Source organism: Pseudoalteromonas rubra, assembly GCF_000238295.3.
Classification (GTDB): Bacteria; Pseudomonadota; Gammaproteobacteria; order Enterobacterales; family Alteromonadaceae; genus Pseudoalteromonas; species Pseudoalteromonas rubra.
In genome coordinates this window covers 81,040-95,296 of the sequence record NZ_AHCD03000026.1, presented here as the reverse complement: position 1 = coordinate 95,296, position 14,257 = coordinate 81,040, and the positions used below count along the sequence as shown (strand labels likewise).

15 protein-coding genes are annotated in these 14,257 nt (G+C 49.4%); 4 read left to right on the top strand and 11 right to left on the bottom strand.

The window, feature by feature from the left end:
- Positions 1–23 precede the first annotated feature (23 nt).
- On the bottom strand, positions 24–707 hold the full coding sequence (locus PRUB_RS03095) for a site-specific integrase (protein WP_010383513.1): 684 nt from the start codon (positions 705–707) through the stop codon (positions 24–26).
- 134 nt (positions 708–841) lie between these two features.
- Positions 842–1,117 carry a ribbon-helix-helix domain-containing protein gene (locus tag PRUB_RS03090; RefSeq protein WP_010383512.1) on the bottom strand — a complete coding sequence of 92 codons (276 nt, stop codon included), beginning with the start codon at positions 1,115–1,117 and terminating at the stop codon, positions 842–844.
- 13 nt (positions 1,118–1,130) lie between these two features.
- Here PRUB_RS03090 and PRUB_RS03085 point away from each other — a divergent pair, with 13 nt between their 5' ends.
- On the top strand, positions 1,131–1,526 hold the full coding sequence (locus PRUB_RS03085) for a VOC family protein (RefSeq protein WP_010383511.1): 396 nt from the start codon (positions 1,131–1,133) through the stop codon (positions 1,524–1,526).
- A gap of 19 nt (positions 1,527–1,545) precedes the next feature.
- On the opposite strand, the gene recG is transcribed toward PRUB_RS03085, so the two are convergent.
- From recG to asnC, 3 genes are read right to left on the bottom strand one after another with little or no spacing between them, the layout of a single operon-like run.
- Complete coding sequence (recG, locus tag PRUB_RS03080; RefSeq protein ID WP_010383509.1) at positions 1,546–3,630, bottom strand: ATP-dependent DNA helicase RecG; 2,085 nt, start codon at positions 3,628–3,630, stop codon at positions 1,546–1,548.
- A 2-nt stretch (positions 3,631–3,632) separates the two neighbouring features.
- Entirely contained in the window at positions 3,633–4,331 is a 699-nt protein-coding gene (trmH, locus tag PRUB_RS03075) for a tRNA (guanosine(18)-2'-O)-methyltransferase TrmH (protein WP_010383507.1), read from the bottom strand.
- Positions 4,332–4,383: 52 nt separating this feature from the next.
- Positions 4,384–4,842: a transcriptional regulator AsnC gene (gene asnC / locus PRUB_RS03070; RefSeq protein WP_010383506.1), complete on the bottom strand. Its 459-nt coding sequence runs from the start codon at positions 4,840–4,842 to the stop codon at positions 4,384–4,386.
- A 179-nt stretch (positions 4,843–5,021) separates the two neighbouring features.
- Here asnC and asnA point away from each other — a divergent pair, with 179 nt between their 5' ends.
- Positions 5,022–6,017, top strand: coding sequence for an aspartate--ammonia ligase (asnA, locus tag PRUB_RS03065; protein WP_010383505.1), 996 nt, complete (start codon positions 5,022–5,024; stop codon positions 6,015–6,017).
- 42 nt (positions 6,018–6,059) lie between these two features.
- Here asnA and PRUB_RS03060 read toward each other — a convergent pair whose 3' ends face one another.
- The 6 genes from PRUB_RS03060 to PRUB_RS03035 all read right to left on the bottom strand — a co-directional run bounded on the left by PRUB_RS03060 (position 6,060) and on the right by PRUB_RS03035 (position 13,014).
- A complete protein-coding gene (locus PRUB_RS03060) occupies positions 6,060–7,670 on the bottom strand; it encodes a DUF342 domain-containing protein (RefSeq protein WP_010383503.1) in 1,611 nt (536 codons plus the stop codon).
- A gap of 231 nt (positions 7,671–7,901) precedes the next feature.
- Positions 7,902–8,294 (bottom strand): RidA family protein, encoded by a 393-nt coding sequence (locus tag PRUB_RS03055; RefSeq protein WP_010383501.1) that lies wholly within the window; start codon positions 8,292–8,294, stop codon positions 7,902–7,904.
- Between the two features lie 10 nt (positions 8,295–8,304).
- Positions 8,305–10,407: a bifunctional GTP diphosphokinase/guanosine-3',5'-bis pyrophosphate 3'-pyrophosphohydrolase gene (gene spoT, locus PRUB_RS03050; RefSeq protein ID WP_010383500.1), complete on the bottom strand. Its 2,103-nt coding sequence runs from the start codon at positions 10,405–10,407 to the stop codon at positions 8,305–8,307.
- A gap of 260 nt (positions 10,408–10,667) precedes the next feature.
- The gene (rpoZ, locus tag PRUB_RS03045) at positions 10,668–10,943 is read right to left on the bottom strand and encodes a DNA-directed RNA polymerase subunit omega (protein WP_010383499.1); all 276 of its coding nucleotides are present in this window, start codon (positions 10,941–10,943) and stop codon (positions 10,668–10,670) included.
- 164 nt (positions 10,944–11,107) lie between these two features.
- Complete coding sequence (gmk, locus tag PRUB_RS03040; protein WP_010383498.1) at positions 11,108–11,731, bottom strand: guanylate kinase; 624 nt, start codon at positions 11,729–11,731, stop codon at positions 11,108–11,110.
- Between the two features lie 110 nt (positions 11,732–11,841).
- Positions 11,842–13,014 (bottom strand): MerR family transcriptional regulator, encoded by a 1,173-nt coding sequence (locus PRUB_RS03035; RefSeq protein ID WP_010383497.1) that lies wholly within the window; start codon positions 13,012–13,014, stop codon positions 11,842–11,844.
- 421 nt (positions 13,015–13,435) lie between these two features.
- On the opposite strand from PRUB_RS03035, the gene PRUB_RS26565 reads away from it, so the two are divergent.
- Positions 13,436–13,621, top strand: coding sequence for a helix-turn-helix transcriptional regulator (locus tag PRUB_RS26565; protein ID WP_277925290.1), 186 nt, complete (start codon positions 13,436–13,438; stop codon positions 13,619–13,621).
- Positions 13,622–13,624: 3 nt separating this feature from the next.
- Positions 13,625–14,161, top strand: a complete 537-nt coding sequence (locus tag PRUB_RS03025) for a hypothetical protein (protein ID WP_010383493.1) — start codon at positions 13,625–13,627, stop codon at positions 14,159–14,161.
- Positions 14,162–14,257 lie beyond the last annotated feature (96 nt).

Here is a 14,257-nt window from a genome sequence, read left to right as displayed (position 1 = left end):
CTAATCGCACAGCGCTTGCCCTATTATTGTCCATGACGCTCTGTAAAGCGTTGCCAGTGAATGTTGGGATTAATGACTCTTACTTGGGTAAGCACTTGTTTGAGCTGATGTGCCTTGGGCTGGGTGAGGATCTGACCTTCCTGTTTTAGACCTAGCAAATAGAGCATAGCGGCTTTGTTGCCCTGCTGAATGGCTGATATGTGTATTTGCTGCTCAAAGTTCAATCTCAGGCTGCTGATGGCAGTTTTCATGCCTTGCTGATCCACATTGGGCAGACCGCACTTTTGCAAATAGCCAAGACGCTCGCCTTCTCCGGAAAACCAGATCCTGACTTTCTCACTGAAGCGGCCCGACTTGGCTGGCAAATCAAACATCAGCCGGGTCTGGCCTTGTTGTTCTACAAAGTGCAGGTAATCTTGTAATCCGGCATGCCACAGAGCTGGGTGGATTGGCACAAAGCGGGCCTGTAATTTACCGTGCGTATGGAATGTGAAACCATGAACCTGGTCTTGTTTACTGATATCAGAGAGCGTCAGGTTGCCAATTTCGTCACTGTAGGCACCGGTATAGTATGCCAGCACAGGCAACCAGAAGTGCCAGTGTTTTGGCTGCTCACGCTTTTGCTTTTCATCACCATAAATGTAGCCGTTGAACAGGGTGTACAGCTCCATGTTGGAAAATGCGCGTCGGCCTAAATGAGATTTCATATGAGTGTGCTATACCTTGTGCCTAAATAGTTCACACAATTCAAAGGATTACTAAGAATGAATCGAGATCAGTGTATCGGCTTTTGCCAATAAGCAAAAGTCTAATATCAATGTAGTAACCAGATACTACCCCTTTAACGGCGATCAGACGTAAGATCGGATAAGTAAGTCAAACAGGTGATCCGCAACAGAGAAGCCAGGTTTTTTACTTCCCCCTGGCGCACCAGTACTTCCTGATAGAGGGTGGAAACAAATTCGGCCACACTGAGCTGCTCTTTGGTGGCGATCTCCTGTAACAGATCCCAGATCCGACGCTCTAGTGCGAGGCTGGTCACAGCCCCTTGAATCCGCATTGAGCGGCGTATTACTTCATAGCTGGCGGGATTGGCCGCGGCATACAATTCACACATAGAGGACTCCTTGATGGCAAAACTCATTCACAGCATGGTTCGGGTAATGGATCTGCAAAAATCTTTGGCATTTTATCATGATGTACTGGCACTCGGCGAGCGCAGGCGTATTGAGTTTGAACACTTTAGTCTGGTTTACCTGGGTAATGAAGAAGCGGAGTTTGAACTGGAGCTGACCTGGAATCATGATACACAGCAGCCATATGAATTAGGCAATGGCTATGGTCACATTGCGGTTGTCGTGGATGACTTATCACCTGTGCATGCAAAGGCAGAGGCGCTAGGCTACCAGCCTAAGGAGATGAAGTCGTTTTACAATGGCGATACTCTGGTGGCACGTTTTTTCTTTGTTGCCGACCCTGATGGTTATCAGGTTGAAGTGATCGAGCGTTCTGAGACGTTTAAATAAACCTGGCTTAGTCCTGTGACTAAGCCATGGCAAACTCACTGCGGTCAGGCAACCAGCGCTGAACCAGCGGTTCAACGGCTTGCGGGTGCTGTTGGAGTATAGTAAAGGCCAGACTGCGAACTTGTGGTAGCAACACTTTGTCCCGGCTTAAGTCGGCAATTTTCAGCTCAGCCAATCCCGTTTGGCGAGTGCCAAGGACCTCACCCGGTCCGCGGATCTCCAGATCCCGCTCGGCAATCACAAAGCCATCATTACTGTCACGCAGCACGCCCAGGCGCTTTTGCGCTGTTGCTGACAAAGGTGCATGATAAAGCAGTAAACAATGCGAAGCGATATCGCCCCGGCCAACGCGGCCTCGTAACTGATGCAGCTGCGCCAGTCCCAGACGCTCCGGATTTTCTATAATGATCAGGCTTGCATTGGGGACATCTACCCCGACTTCTATCACAGTGGTTGCAACCAGCACATGGCTTTTTGCCTGCTTGAAGTCTTGCATGATCTGCTGTTTTTCTTGTGCTTTCATACGGCCATGAACCAGTGCAATATTCAGCTCTGGCAGCGCTTTGGTGAGTTGTTCTGCTGTGTCTTCTGCGGCCTGGCATTGCAACGCTTCGGACTCATCAATCAAAGTACATACCCAGTAAACCTGGCGCTGTTGTTCGATACAGGCACGTCGAACACGCTCAATCACCTCATCGCGGCGAGTATCCGGGACTGCGACGGTTGTGATTGGTGTGCGCCCGGGTGGAAGCTCATCGATCACAGAGGTTTCCAGATCGGCATAGGCAGTCATCGCCAGCGTGCGTGGGATGGGTGTTGCCGTCATGACTAGCTGGTGTGGGTAGCAGTCGTTAAACTTGCCCTTTTCGCGTAACGACAGGCGCTGGTGAACACCAAAACGGTGTTGTTCATCAATGATGATCAGGGCCAGGTTACTAAACTGCACTTGCTCCTGAAACAGTGCATGCGTACCAACAACCATTTGCGCCTGGCCTGAGCTGATGCGTTCCAGTACGCGCTCGCGCTCTTTGCCTTTGGTCTTGCCTGCCAGCCACACCACTTCTATGCCCAGTGCGGCAAACCAGTTCTGAAAGTTGATATTATGCTGCTCTGATAAAATCTCTGTGGGGGCCATCAGAGCGACCTGATAGCCTTTGGCAATGGCCGTGAGTGCACTCAGTGCTGCAACCAGTGTTTTACCTGAGCCTACGTCACCCTGTACCAGCCGCATCATCGGAAAAGGATGTTGCAGATCCCCTTTAATTTCAGCCACGACCCGACTTTGTGCTGAAGTGGGTTTAAAGGGCAGCTGGGCCAGAAACTCTGTTTCTAACATATTATTCGGCGGCAGCGATACCGCCTTGACGGCCTGACCTTGCTGTCTGAGTTGCAGCAGGCTAAGGTTTTGCGCCAGCAACTCTTCAAACGCCAGTCGTTGTTGCGCCGGGTGCTGACCCAGTTCCAGCTGATCCAGTGCCACATTCTGGGGCGGCTGATGGAGTGTGAGTAAGGCTTCTTTCAAGCTCAGTTGGTTAGGCCTGAACTGAGCGGGCAGATGATCTTCAATGTCGTATTTTTGCAGCAAAGCGATAGCTTGCTCGGCAATGGCACGAATGCTTAGTTGCTTCAGCCCTTCAGTGGTTGGATAAACCGGCGTGAGTGTATCCGCGCCTTGTGGTGTTTCACTGAGCTCGTCGCGAATACTGTATTCAGGGTGAGCCATTTCCAGACCGACCCGGCCACGGCGCACTTCGCCAAAGCAGCGCATGATTTTACCGCTTTGCATGGCGTTTTTTTGCGCGGCGCTGAAGTTGAAAAAGCGCAGGGTAATACGGCCTGTTCCATCGTTGATCTGGCATACCAGCATACGGCGTTTTCCGAAGGTGATATTGGCCTGCTCGATTTCGCCTTCAACACTGACATGGGTATGTGGCATCAATTCGGCGATGCGATAGGTTCTGGCTCTGTCTTCATAACGCAGTGGCAGATGAAAGAGCATATCCTGAACACTGCGGATCCCCAATTTGGCCAGCCGCTCTGCGGCCTTCGGGCCGACTCCCTTGAGATCGGTCATGGCGTACTGGGCTAAATTGGGAAGAGACATAATTATCCTTTTTGACTGAATTTCAGTGTGTTCCAGAAAGCATCATCGGCCACGATTTCACCCACCTCATCCAGAGCCGGGTAGGGCAGGCCTTTTTCAACACAGCGATTAGCAATGATAGGGTGACAGCCTTCGAACAAGAGTTTGTGTTTAATCGCCGGGTCGAGCATATCGTTACGCTGATATAGCCCCGCCGCTTCGCGCTGACGCTGTGCTTCATATAAGATCAATGCTGCAGCCACCGAGACATTTAATGACTGTACCATACCTGCCATTGGGATCACGATGTGCTGATCCGCGTGCTCGAGTGCCCTGTCTGAGATCCCCAGACGCTCCTGTCCCACAATAACGGCCGTTGGCTTAGTATAATCAATCTCACGAAAATCCACGGCTGTATCACTCAGATTGGTGGCCAGCAGCTGGATCCCCGGGTTTTGTGCACGGATAGTGGCAACGGCCTGATCGATGTCATCGTGCATATGGGTTTCTACCCAGTTTTTACTGCCACCGGAGGTGTTATTGGTCAGGCGTCTTTGCTCCTGCGGCCATACCGCATGAACATGATGGCAGCCGACCGCATCGGCTGTACGCACTATGGCCGACAGATTGTGGTGCTTGTGGACTTCATCCAGGCACACAGTTAAATCAGTCTGGCGTTGATCCAAAATGCGCTTCACGCGCTGAAAACGGTTTTCTTCCATCATTACAGCTCTTAACTACAAAATTGCCGCGATTATAACAAAAAGCACTTCGCTAAGGCATTACTTCGCGCATTATTGGTGCCTGCAGGGAGATCAGGGTCTCTGTTGACTGAATCGCTTCGATTGTCTGGATCTTGTTGATCAGCACGTCCTGAAGATGGTCAATAGAGCGTGCCATGACTTTGATAAAAATGCTGTAGTTGCCTGTGGTGTAATAGGCTTCAACGACTTCTTCAAAGCCTTCCAGCTGCTCAATGGTTGCCGGATAATCCCGTGCATGTTTGAGGTTTACGCCGATAAAACAACAGACATCATAACCCAGCTGTTTGGCATCTATGCTAACCCGTGTGCCGACGATAATACCGGCCTGTTTCATTTTCTCGACCCGCACATGAATGGTCCCGGCACTGACGGCAAAGCGCTTGGCCAATTCGGCGTAGGGGGTTCTGGCATTGTCCATTAAGGCATGAAGGATAGAACGGTCGAGATTATCGATTTGATAATTTTCCATGGATATTTCGCACGCTAATTATTGATTCAACAATTATTAAAGCTAATTTTTGATGAAAAAAATAGTGTAAAGGTGTTTTTGTTGTGGACTATTGAATCTTTGCTCGTTTTTGTTGAGGATGGATTTAACGCAGCAAGCCTGCACCGTTATTCAACACCATTGGGAATGAGGAAACCGATATGTTGCAACAGTATCTGCAAACACAACAACAAATAGCCCGTGCGAAAGCACTTTTTTCACAACAACTGACTGATAAGTTAGGCCTGATCGAAGTACAAGCGCCTATCCTGGCAAAGGTGGGAGATGGTATTCAGGACAACCTCAGTGGCACCGAAAAAGCGGTGAAGGTTAAAGTTAAAACGCTCAGCGATAGCGACTATGAAGTGGTTCATTCACTGGCGAAGTGGAAGCGTAAAACGCTCGGCGACTATGGCTTTGGCGCAGGACAGGGACTGTATACACATATGAAGGCACTGCGTCCGGATGAAGACAAGTTGTCTCCAATACACTCTGTGTATGTTGACCAGTGGGACTGGGAGCAGGTGATCTGTGCTCAGTCTGAACGCTCTTTAGACAAGCTTAAAGACACAGTTCGAACCTTGTATGGCGCTATTCGTGAAACTGAACTGCAACTGGCTTCTGAGTATGGGCTGACACCGTTTTTACCGGAGCAAATCACCTTTGTACACAGTGAGGCACTACGCCTCATGTACCCCGACTTTAGTGCTAAGCAAAGAGAAAAAGCGATTGCGCAGGAGTACGGTGCTGTGTTCCTGATTGGTATCGGTGGTGAGTTGGGAGATGGCAAGATCCATGATGTCAGAGCACCGGATTATGACGACTGGTCAACACCAACGTGTGAGCAGTATCAGGGGCTGAACGGTGATATTCTGGTCTGGAACCCGGTGCTCGAAGATGCCTTTGAAATTTCTTCTATGGGGATCCGGGTGTGTCCGGACAGCCTGCAACGCCAATTGAGTCTGACGCAGGATGAACAAAGGTTAGAGCAGGACTGGCACCAGAGCCTGCTGGCCGGCGCATTGCCGCAAACCATAGGGGGTGGTATTGGTCAGTCTCGTTTGGTGATGCTGTTATTACAAAAGCAACATATTGGTCAGGTCCAGGTTGGTGTGTGGCCTGAGCATGTTAAAACTGAAGTTTCTGGGTTACTTTAGAGGCGACGGCGACACACGGTAAGGGAGCCTCCAGGGGCTCCCTTACATCTTAAATTCAATTTCTATTTTGCCTTCGAGCAGTCTGGCGCTGCACGGCGGGTAGCTGCGGGTGGTTTTATAGACCTTATCGAAAATATGGATCTCGACACCTGAGTGCAGGGAGGTGTTCACCACCAGCTGGGTGTGATCGAGTAAATCATGCAGAGTATGGTCTAGTTCTGACAGCTGATGTTCCAGCGCCTCGGCTTGCTTACAATAGTGCTCCTGTGTGGCCCCTATTTTGGCCAGCAAGGTTTTTTTCTTTTCAGCATCCTTTACGTTATCGGCTTTTTCGACCGCCTTTTGCAAGTTGGTGATCTGCTCATCAGTTTGAGTGAGTTCTTTGAGACACAGATCGGTACGTTCCGTTATCTCCATGCCACTGCGTGCCAGGTATATAGCCATGGTCGCACCAGAGCTGCTGCCAACTTCACCCGCCACCAGCATCTTGGCATCAAAAATGGTGCCGCCGACCAGCTTGCCTTTGGGTGATTCGTCCAGGCCAACCTGTAACAGGTTACGTGCTTTGATATCACAGTGGTTACTTTGTTTCTGGATAAAGACATTTTGTCCTTCCAGATAGGTGTACTGACCATGGGTGATCTGGACATCGCCTTTGGCAATTAAACGGCAGGTGAGCCCCTGATCGTCGTTGCGATGATCCAGGTGACCAATCACACCGCCACGTACTTCGATGTTGCCATCGGAAATTAATTCTCCTGATTCTACGGTTCCCATGACGGTGATATCGCCGTGCGCTTTGATCTTCATGCCCGGGTCGACATTATGGGTAACCAGCACACTGCCGCTAAATTCAATGTGGCCGCTGCGCACGTTGACGTCACTAATGGTAAAAATATCGTCTACCCGCATGCCATTTGGCACATCGGACGGACAACCTGCAATGGTTGAGACCAGCTGCAGAGGGTTAGTTGGGGAAATCTCGGTACCTTCGCCAGCCACCAGCTGAAAGCTATCTCCGGGCTTAGGTGCAATGCTGTCTCCGGTAACCGTAAAGCCTTCTTTGCCTGGGGTTGCTGGTCTTTGCGTGACCAGTAAGGTGCCAGGGGCAACACTGGCCAGTGCGCCAAAGTCGCGCATATCGACGGTGCCGTCTTCACGTAACTTGGGTTGTTTCAGGCGTTCTTTAAGCGTTTGTACATGTGGCATCAGCTTGGCTGGTACGCCGTTTTCGGGCGGACGCCCCTGAGCAACGATGCCGGTGACTTCTGTGCCTGGCAGAGACTCCAGTTGCTGTTTGAGTAAGTTTTCCAGATAAACTTGTTTGTAGCCCCGGGTGACGCCCACTTTGACTATGGCACGTTTGGCATCCTCGAGGCTGATCATTTTGCCGCCCTGTGCGGTGGTGAGTTTGGCGATGGCCTGCATTTTGTCGTCGCTCAGTGCGACTTCGATATGGGCATCTTTTTGCTGTGCCACAATCAGCTGCGTGACAGGCGTATCTTGTTTGAAATAGGCGGCAATGGATTCATGATCAATTGCGCAATCAGCATAGGGAGAGCGTTCGAGTGCTTCAACCACAAACGCTGCACTGGGGGGCGACGCTGCCGCGACGTCCATCAATATATTGCCATTTTTTGCGAGTTTAAACACAGGCTTATCCTTATTGCTTTAAACCAACTACGATAATGAATACCTCAAATTGCCAAAAAGTGCGGCGATACCAGAGTTGCACGAAGCGTCTTACATATCACCAGATTGCTAAATTAATAGTATGCGGTCAAGTGTTTAAGATCAAAGTTAAGGGCATGAAAAATCATTGTACAGATAAGTAAAAGCCCGCATTAAGCGGGCTTGAGCAATATAACTAATAGGCACGGCGTCTTAGTTGGTTGAAGGCAGCTCCATGATGCCATCAATCTCAATTTGTACGCCCTTAGGCAGCTCTTTTACGCCGATTGCAGCACGTGCCGGGTAGGGCGTTTTAAAGTGCTGACTCATGATCTCATTGACGGTAGCAAAGTTACTTAAGTCAGTCAGGAAGATGTTAACCTTGACCATGTCCTGCAACTGGCCGCCCGCTTCTTCACACACGGCAGTCAGGTTTTTAAATACCTGTTGTGTTTGCTCTGCAAAATCTTCTGAGATCACTTCCATTGTTTCAGGCACCAAAGGGATCTGCCCCGAAAGGTAAACCGCCGTACCGACTTTAACTGCCTGACTGTAGGTGCCGATTGCTGCCGGCGCCTGATCGGTTGAAATAATGGCTTTATTCATTGTCTTTCCTTTATCGCTTCCTGGTTACACGTTGTACATCTGGCATTACCCGGATCCGGCGCATAATATTTGCAACGTGGATCCTGTCTTTAACGGTAACGCCCAGGTCAATCACGTACAGGTTGCTCTCTTTTTCTTCGGTTGCAATCTCCACAATATTAGCTTGTGTACTTGCAACCACATTGGTTAATTTGGCCAACGCACCCTGGTGGTTGATGATCTCAACCCGCAGTGCTGCGATGTATTCTTTTTCGGGGTTATCTTCCCACTTTACCACAAAGTACTTGGCACGTTCATTTTGCCAGCCTTTAATGTTTTTACATTCCTGGCGGTGGACCATTAAGCCCTTGCCCTGGCTAACATAGGCGGTGATGTCATCACCCGGGACAGGTCGGCAACACTTGGCATAAGTGACCAACATGCCTTCTGTACCAATGATCGGCGCTTTGGCTTTTTGTGCCAGGCTTTCGATTTCATCATCGGCTTGTAGCAGGCGCTTTGCAACCAACATACTCATGATGTTGCCGTTGCCAATTTCCACTAACAGCTCAAGTACGGTGTTCAGGTCATGCTCTTCCAGTACTCTGTCTATCTGTTCGGTGGGAATATCATCCAGCTTATGCTCACCCAGTGCGGAGTCAAGTAAGCGTCGACCCAGCAGGATAGACTCTTCCTGGTGCTGGCTCTTAAGGTAGTTACGTACACCCAGGCGTGCTTTACCTGTGACAATAAAGTTTAACCAAGTGGCATTGGGGTGTGCACCAGAGCTGGTGATCACCTCAACTGTTTGCCCGGTGTCCAGCGCCTTGCTGAGTGGATAAGGCTTACGATTGACGCGCGCGCCAACACAGGTGTTACCGACGTCGGTATGAACGGCATAGGCAAAATCGACGGCAGTTGCGCCCATAGGTAATTCAATGATGCGCCCATCCGGCGTAAAGACATAAATTTCTTCCGGGAACAGCTCGGTCTTTACGTTTTCGACAAATTCAAACGATGAACCCGCACTTTGTTGTAACTCAAGCAGGCTTTGCATCCATTGTCTGGCGCGTTGCTGTGCGGTATGGCCCGCTGTGTCACCGGACTTTTTATACATCCAGTGCGCAGCAACCCCTTTATCAGCCATGTGATCCATATCATGGGTGCGAATTTGGATCTCTACCGGAATACCATGCGGCCCGACCAAAGAGGTATGCAGTGATTGATAGCCATTGGTTTTAGGTACAGCAATGTAGTCTTTAAAGCGGGTTTCTATGGGCTTATACAGGTTGTGCGCCACACCCAGCACCCGGTAGCAGGTATCTATGCTGTTGACGTTGATGCGAAAAGCGTAAATGTCCATCACTTCGTTGAACAGCAGCTCTTTGTTGAGCATCTTTTTATAAATGCTGTAGAGGTGTTTTTCACGGCCACTGACCGACGCATCAATGCCTGCTTCTTCCAGACGAGACTCTATCTCCGACTGGATATTGCTGATCACTTCTTTACGATTACCTCGCGCTTTGGCTACTTCTGATTTGAGCGCTCTGTGACGCATCGGGTATAAAGCCGCAAAGCCCAGATCTTCAAGTTCGTTCTTAATATCGTGGATACCAAGACGGTTGGCGATAGGCGCAAAGATTTCCAGGGTTTCACGGGCTATCCGGCGGCGTTTTTCCGGGCGTAAAAAGCCCAGCGTGCGCATGTTGTGAGTGCGGTCGGCCAGTTTGATGAGGATCACCCGGATATCCTGGGTCATGGCCATGATCATTTTACGGTAGTTTTCGGCCTGAAACTCTTTTTTATCTTTAAAGTCGAGCTTGTCCAGCTTACTGACACCGGCCACCAGTTCGGCAACTGTATCACCGAAGATTTCGGCGAGATCGGTCTGGCTGAAGTCGGTGTCTTCAATCACATCATGCATCAATGCTGCCATCAGTGTTTCGTGGTCCAGCTTCATGCTGGCCAGGATCTGGGTGACTTCAACCGGATGAGTAATATAAGGCTCGCCGCTGGAGCGGGTTTGCCCTTCATGCGCTTCGCGGGCAACCACGTAGGCTTTTTGCACCAGTTCCACATCTTCGGGTGACAGATACTCTGATATTTTTTTCTTTAAGCCTTCAAACAGATACATTCACACTCCAATGTTCCAGCGAAGTTATATCAAATGCGTATTAACCTACCTGCAGTCAGGCTATAACACCTTTACCTTGGTTGGTATGACATTTGATTGGTATTAATAATAAGTTAAGTACTGAATATACGATGAATTGACGTCGAAGCCAATCGACTAACACATTTATTAGTCTAGATAGAGGTGTTCAGTGACCTGTGCTGCAGAAACAATAACGCCAGCTATAAAGCTGGCGTTATTGTCGTACTGGTCGCAGTGGATTAGCGATTGCCACCCACAATTGCAGCAACAGCAGCAAGCTCTGCAGCTTCCTGAGTTTGTTGCTCTTCGCGATCGATCATGTCCAGTGAATCGCTGGTGACCATGCCTTTTTCGATTTCGCGCAATGCGATTACGGTTGGCTTGTCATTTTCAGCTTCAACCAGAGGGTCTTTACCACCGACTGCAATCTGACGAGCGCGACGCGCTGCAACAAGAATTAGGTCGAAACGGTTACCAATTTTATCTACTGCGTCTTCTACTGTTACGCGAGCCATCGAAGCACTCCAAAAAATTCAATACATTTAGCAAAGGGCTAGTCTACTAAAAAGCGCCGGATTCGCCAAGTACATGGTTAAAAAATATCGGGTCGTTACGGCTTTATGTGGCTACAATCTTTGCAGCCAGTGTGAAACCCGGATCAGTCAGCCGCGGACGTGACTTACTTCAGCAGTTCTGCTATCAATGCCTGCTGGCTCACCTGTTGCTTTTTCAGCTCCAGACGTGCAGCCACGACGATGTGCTCCAGTTCATTCAGGGCAGTCTCAAAGTCATCATTGACCAGCAGATAGTCGAATTCATTGTAGTGAGAGCATTCAGACTTGGCCTGCTCCATACGCGAGGCAATGATTTCCTGAGAGTCCTGCCCCCGGCTATTCAAACGCTCTTCCAGCGCCTGCTTTGACGGCGGCAGAATGAAGATGGTTTTTACTTCAGGCAGCAGCTCGCGAACCTGACGGGCACCTTGCCAGTCAATGTCCATGAACACGTCAATACCTTGTGCAAGCTGGTTTTCGATGGCCTGTTTAGAGGTGCCGTAGTAGTTATCAAAAACCTGCGCCCATTCGAAAAAGTCATTCTGGTTGATAAGCGCTTTAAACTCATCCACAGAGACAAAGTGGTAGTGCTCGCCATTATTCTCACCCGGGCGAGGCGCACGAGTTGTATGTGACACCGAGACCCTGACTTTATCTTGTCTTTCCAGCAGGGCTTTAATCAAACTTGACTTTCCGGCACCAGAGGGTGCTGAAAGAATAAACAAATTACCGCGATTTTGATGTGGCATACGTCAGACCTATAGGGTTGCAGTACAGCGATGTGAATGTGGCCACACCGCTGGTTGTCCAAAAGAGTTATTTTAAAGCCATATTATCTAACTTACCAGCCTCACCGTGTTCAATCGCTGCGTTGCAGCACAAACATCTGGTAGCCAAACTCGCCCAGATAACGCTCGTAGATGGCAATTTCCCGGGCCATGTCCTGAAGTGCAGCGGAATTCGGCTGGTGGCTCAGTCGCTGTGCAACTTCAGCTGTGAGTGGTCCATAATAGTCTGCCCAGGCCTGTGCACTTAGCGTAAAGTGGTTTAAGACCCGGAAACCGGCCTGCTCAATCTGTGCCAGTCTTACAGCAACTGTCTGCATATCCGGGTATTCCTGTTGCCAGAAGGTGATTGCCTCCTGAGAGGGCGTCTCGTTTAACCACACCAAATCGCTGACCATCAGGCAGCCGGCTGAACGCAGCAGCGGGCGCCAGGCATTCAGCGCCGCTTCAAAGCCCATTATGTAAGCGGAGCTTTCAGCCCAGAGCAGATCAAAGCTGCCGCTCTGGAAGGGTAAAGCAGTCATGCTGGCACACAGAGGGGTAACACGTTCGTCCAGTTCCACGTGTTTTAGCCGCGCCGCCAGACTGTCGATTGCCTGAGCTTCATTATCCACCGCCGTGATCTGCGCCTGTGTCTCTTGTGCCAGTAACTCAGTAGCAAAGCCTTTACCACAGCCAATATCCAGCACGGTGTGCGGTGTAAAAGGAATGTGTGTTAACGCCTTGCGTGTATCGGCATTACTGCCGGGTCCCCAGCGTTCCAGCCGATGAAAGACCGCCATAAAGTCGGCCATATAAGTATCGTGTTCGTTCATGTCTTTTGATAACCATTTTAAGTACAGAGTTTGTTGTTCATCAAACCCTTGTTGTTCGAGCCAATTTCTGTGTGCATCGGGTGCCAGTTTATCGGCCTGTGCATGCCAGTCGCGCAGTGAACCGCGCCCAAGCAGCGCAGACAACAAAGTATGCGCCTGCTGCTTATATGCAATTTCGCTTTCCAGCTCAGCGAGCCTGTTGCTGAGTACGGTGCGATCTAGCTTGGCCTCCAGCGCCTGTTTGCATTCACTCAGCGTCAGTCCGCCAGCCTGTAGCTGTTGCAGCAGTCTGAGCTTTTGTAAGTCCTGCTCGCCATAAACCCGATAACCATTGCTGGCCCGGCTGCCACAGATCAGCCCCCGCTTTTCGTAATACAACAAAGTAGAACGCGCTAAACCCAGCTGCGCCGCCAATTCAGAAATCCGATACACCAAATCCGGCTCCTCTTTTACATATGCCAGACTGGCCAACAATAAGCGCAGTCAGGCCGTAACAAACGAAAACGATAAACTATGAAGTTATAGACAGGTCAATGGGCGAGGGCAAATAAAGGGTAAGGTTACTGCTCAGGGTTCAGGTTTGGGGCTGTTACCGGGGTGAGGATAAACACGGATGCAAAGTGGAACAGGTTATAAAAGTATTCATAAAGGGTAGTTGAGTGTGTTAATTTTGTTTCTAAAATGTTGTATTTTATGGTGTGGCTTGCTAGGTTAGCCTCAGGAATAAATAGGGAGATGCATGCGCGTGAAGAACAGTCCTGATAGGCGCAATCACAAAGTGGAGAACTTCAGGCGCTATGTGCAGCGCTCAATCCGCCAGTTGAGACACCACAGAGGCTGGTCCCAGCAATAGCTGGCCAGGCGGCTTGGTGTCGACCAGGCCACCATCAGCAACTATGAATCCGGCAAAACCGATATGAGTTACGCCCAGATGTTCGAGTTGTTTTTGGTTTTTGGTAAAGACCTGACTGGCGTACTGAACTTAACCGACTTTGAAGAACAAAGTCCTTCACCCGACGAAAAACCAGAAAAGGAGTAGGTTATGAAAGAAGTATACGCCATCATGGAATATGCCCCTCTTTTCGTTATTTTTCTGGGATTGCTAATTAGTTGGAATGTTGCGACGGCCCGTTGGTTTTTGCTGGCTTATGGCCTTTTCGAAATTATTGACTTAGTTACGCTCCCTATCACATTACAGTGGAGCACACATTATTATCTTGCTGACATTGGCATGAGCTTGATTTTCGTTTTACCCATAGTGTATCGCAGAAACTTGGCCTTGCGGCTTTATGTCTTGTCTGGCAGTCAGTATTTTAAGAGAGTGTACAGACTACAAACGTTATCAGCGCAAGAATGTACAATATTGCTGCTCATTGCCTTGATGTGTCTTGCTAATTTAATCACCTGGCTAGAAGTCTTAGCTTACAAATATTACGTTATTGACTCGGCGCCATTCAAACTTTATATCAGAGACAACTTTATGTTGGTGGCCCATATCGTGCTGTGTCTGAGCATGTTTGCGTTTGCTATGAATGCACAGGTAAGAGAAAAATACGCTGAGCGAGAGAGTGTTCTTTAAGAGTGTTTCTTGCCCCACATTGATTGATGTGGTCGGCTTATTCATGTTTGGTACAGGCCTTGTGTCTGCTTTGGAAGCATGATCATCTAAAACATC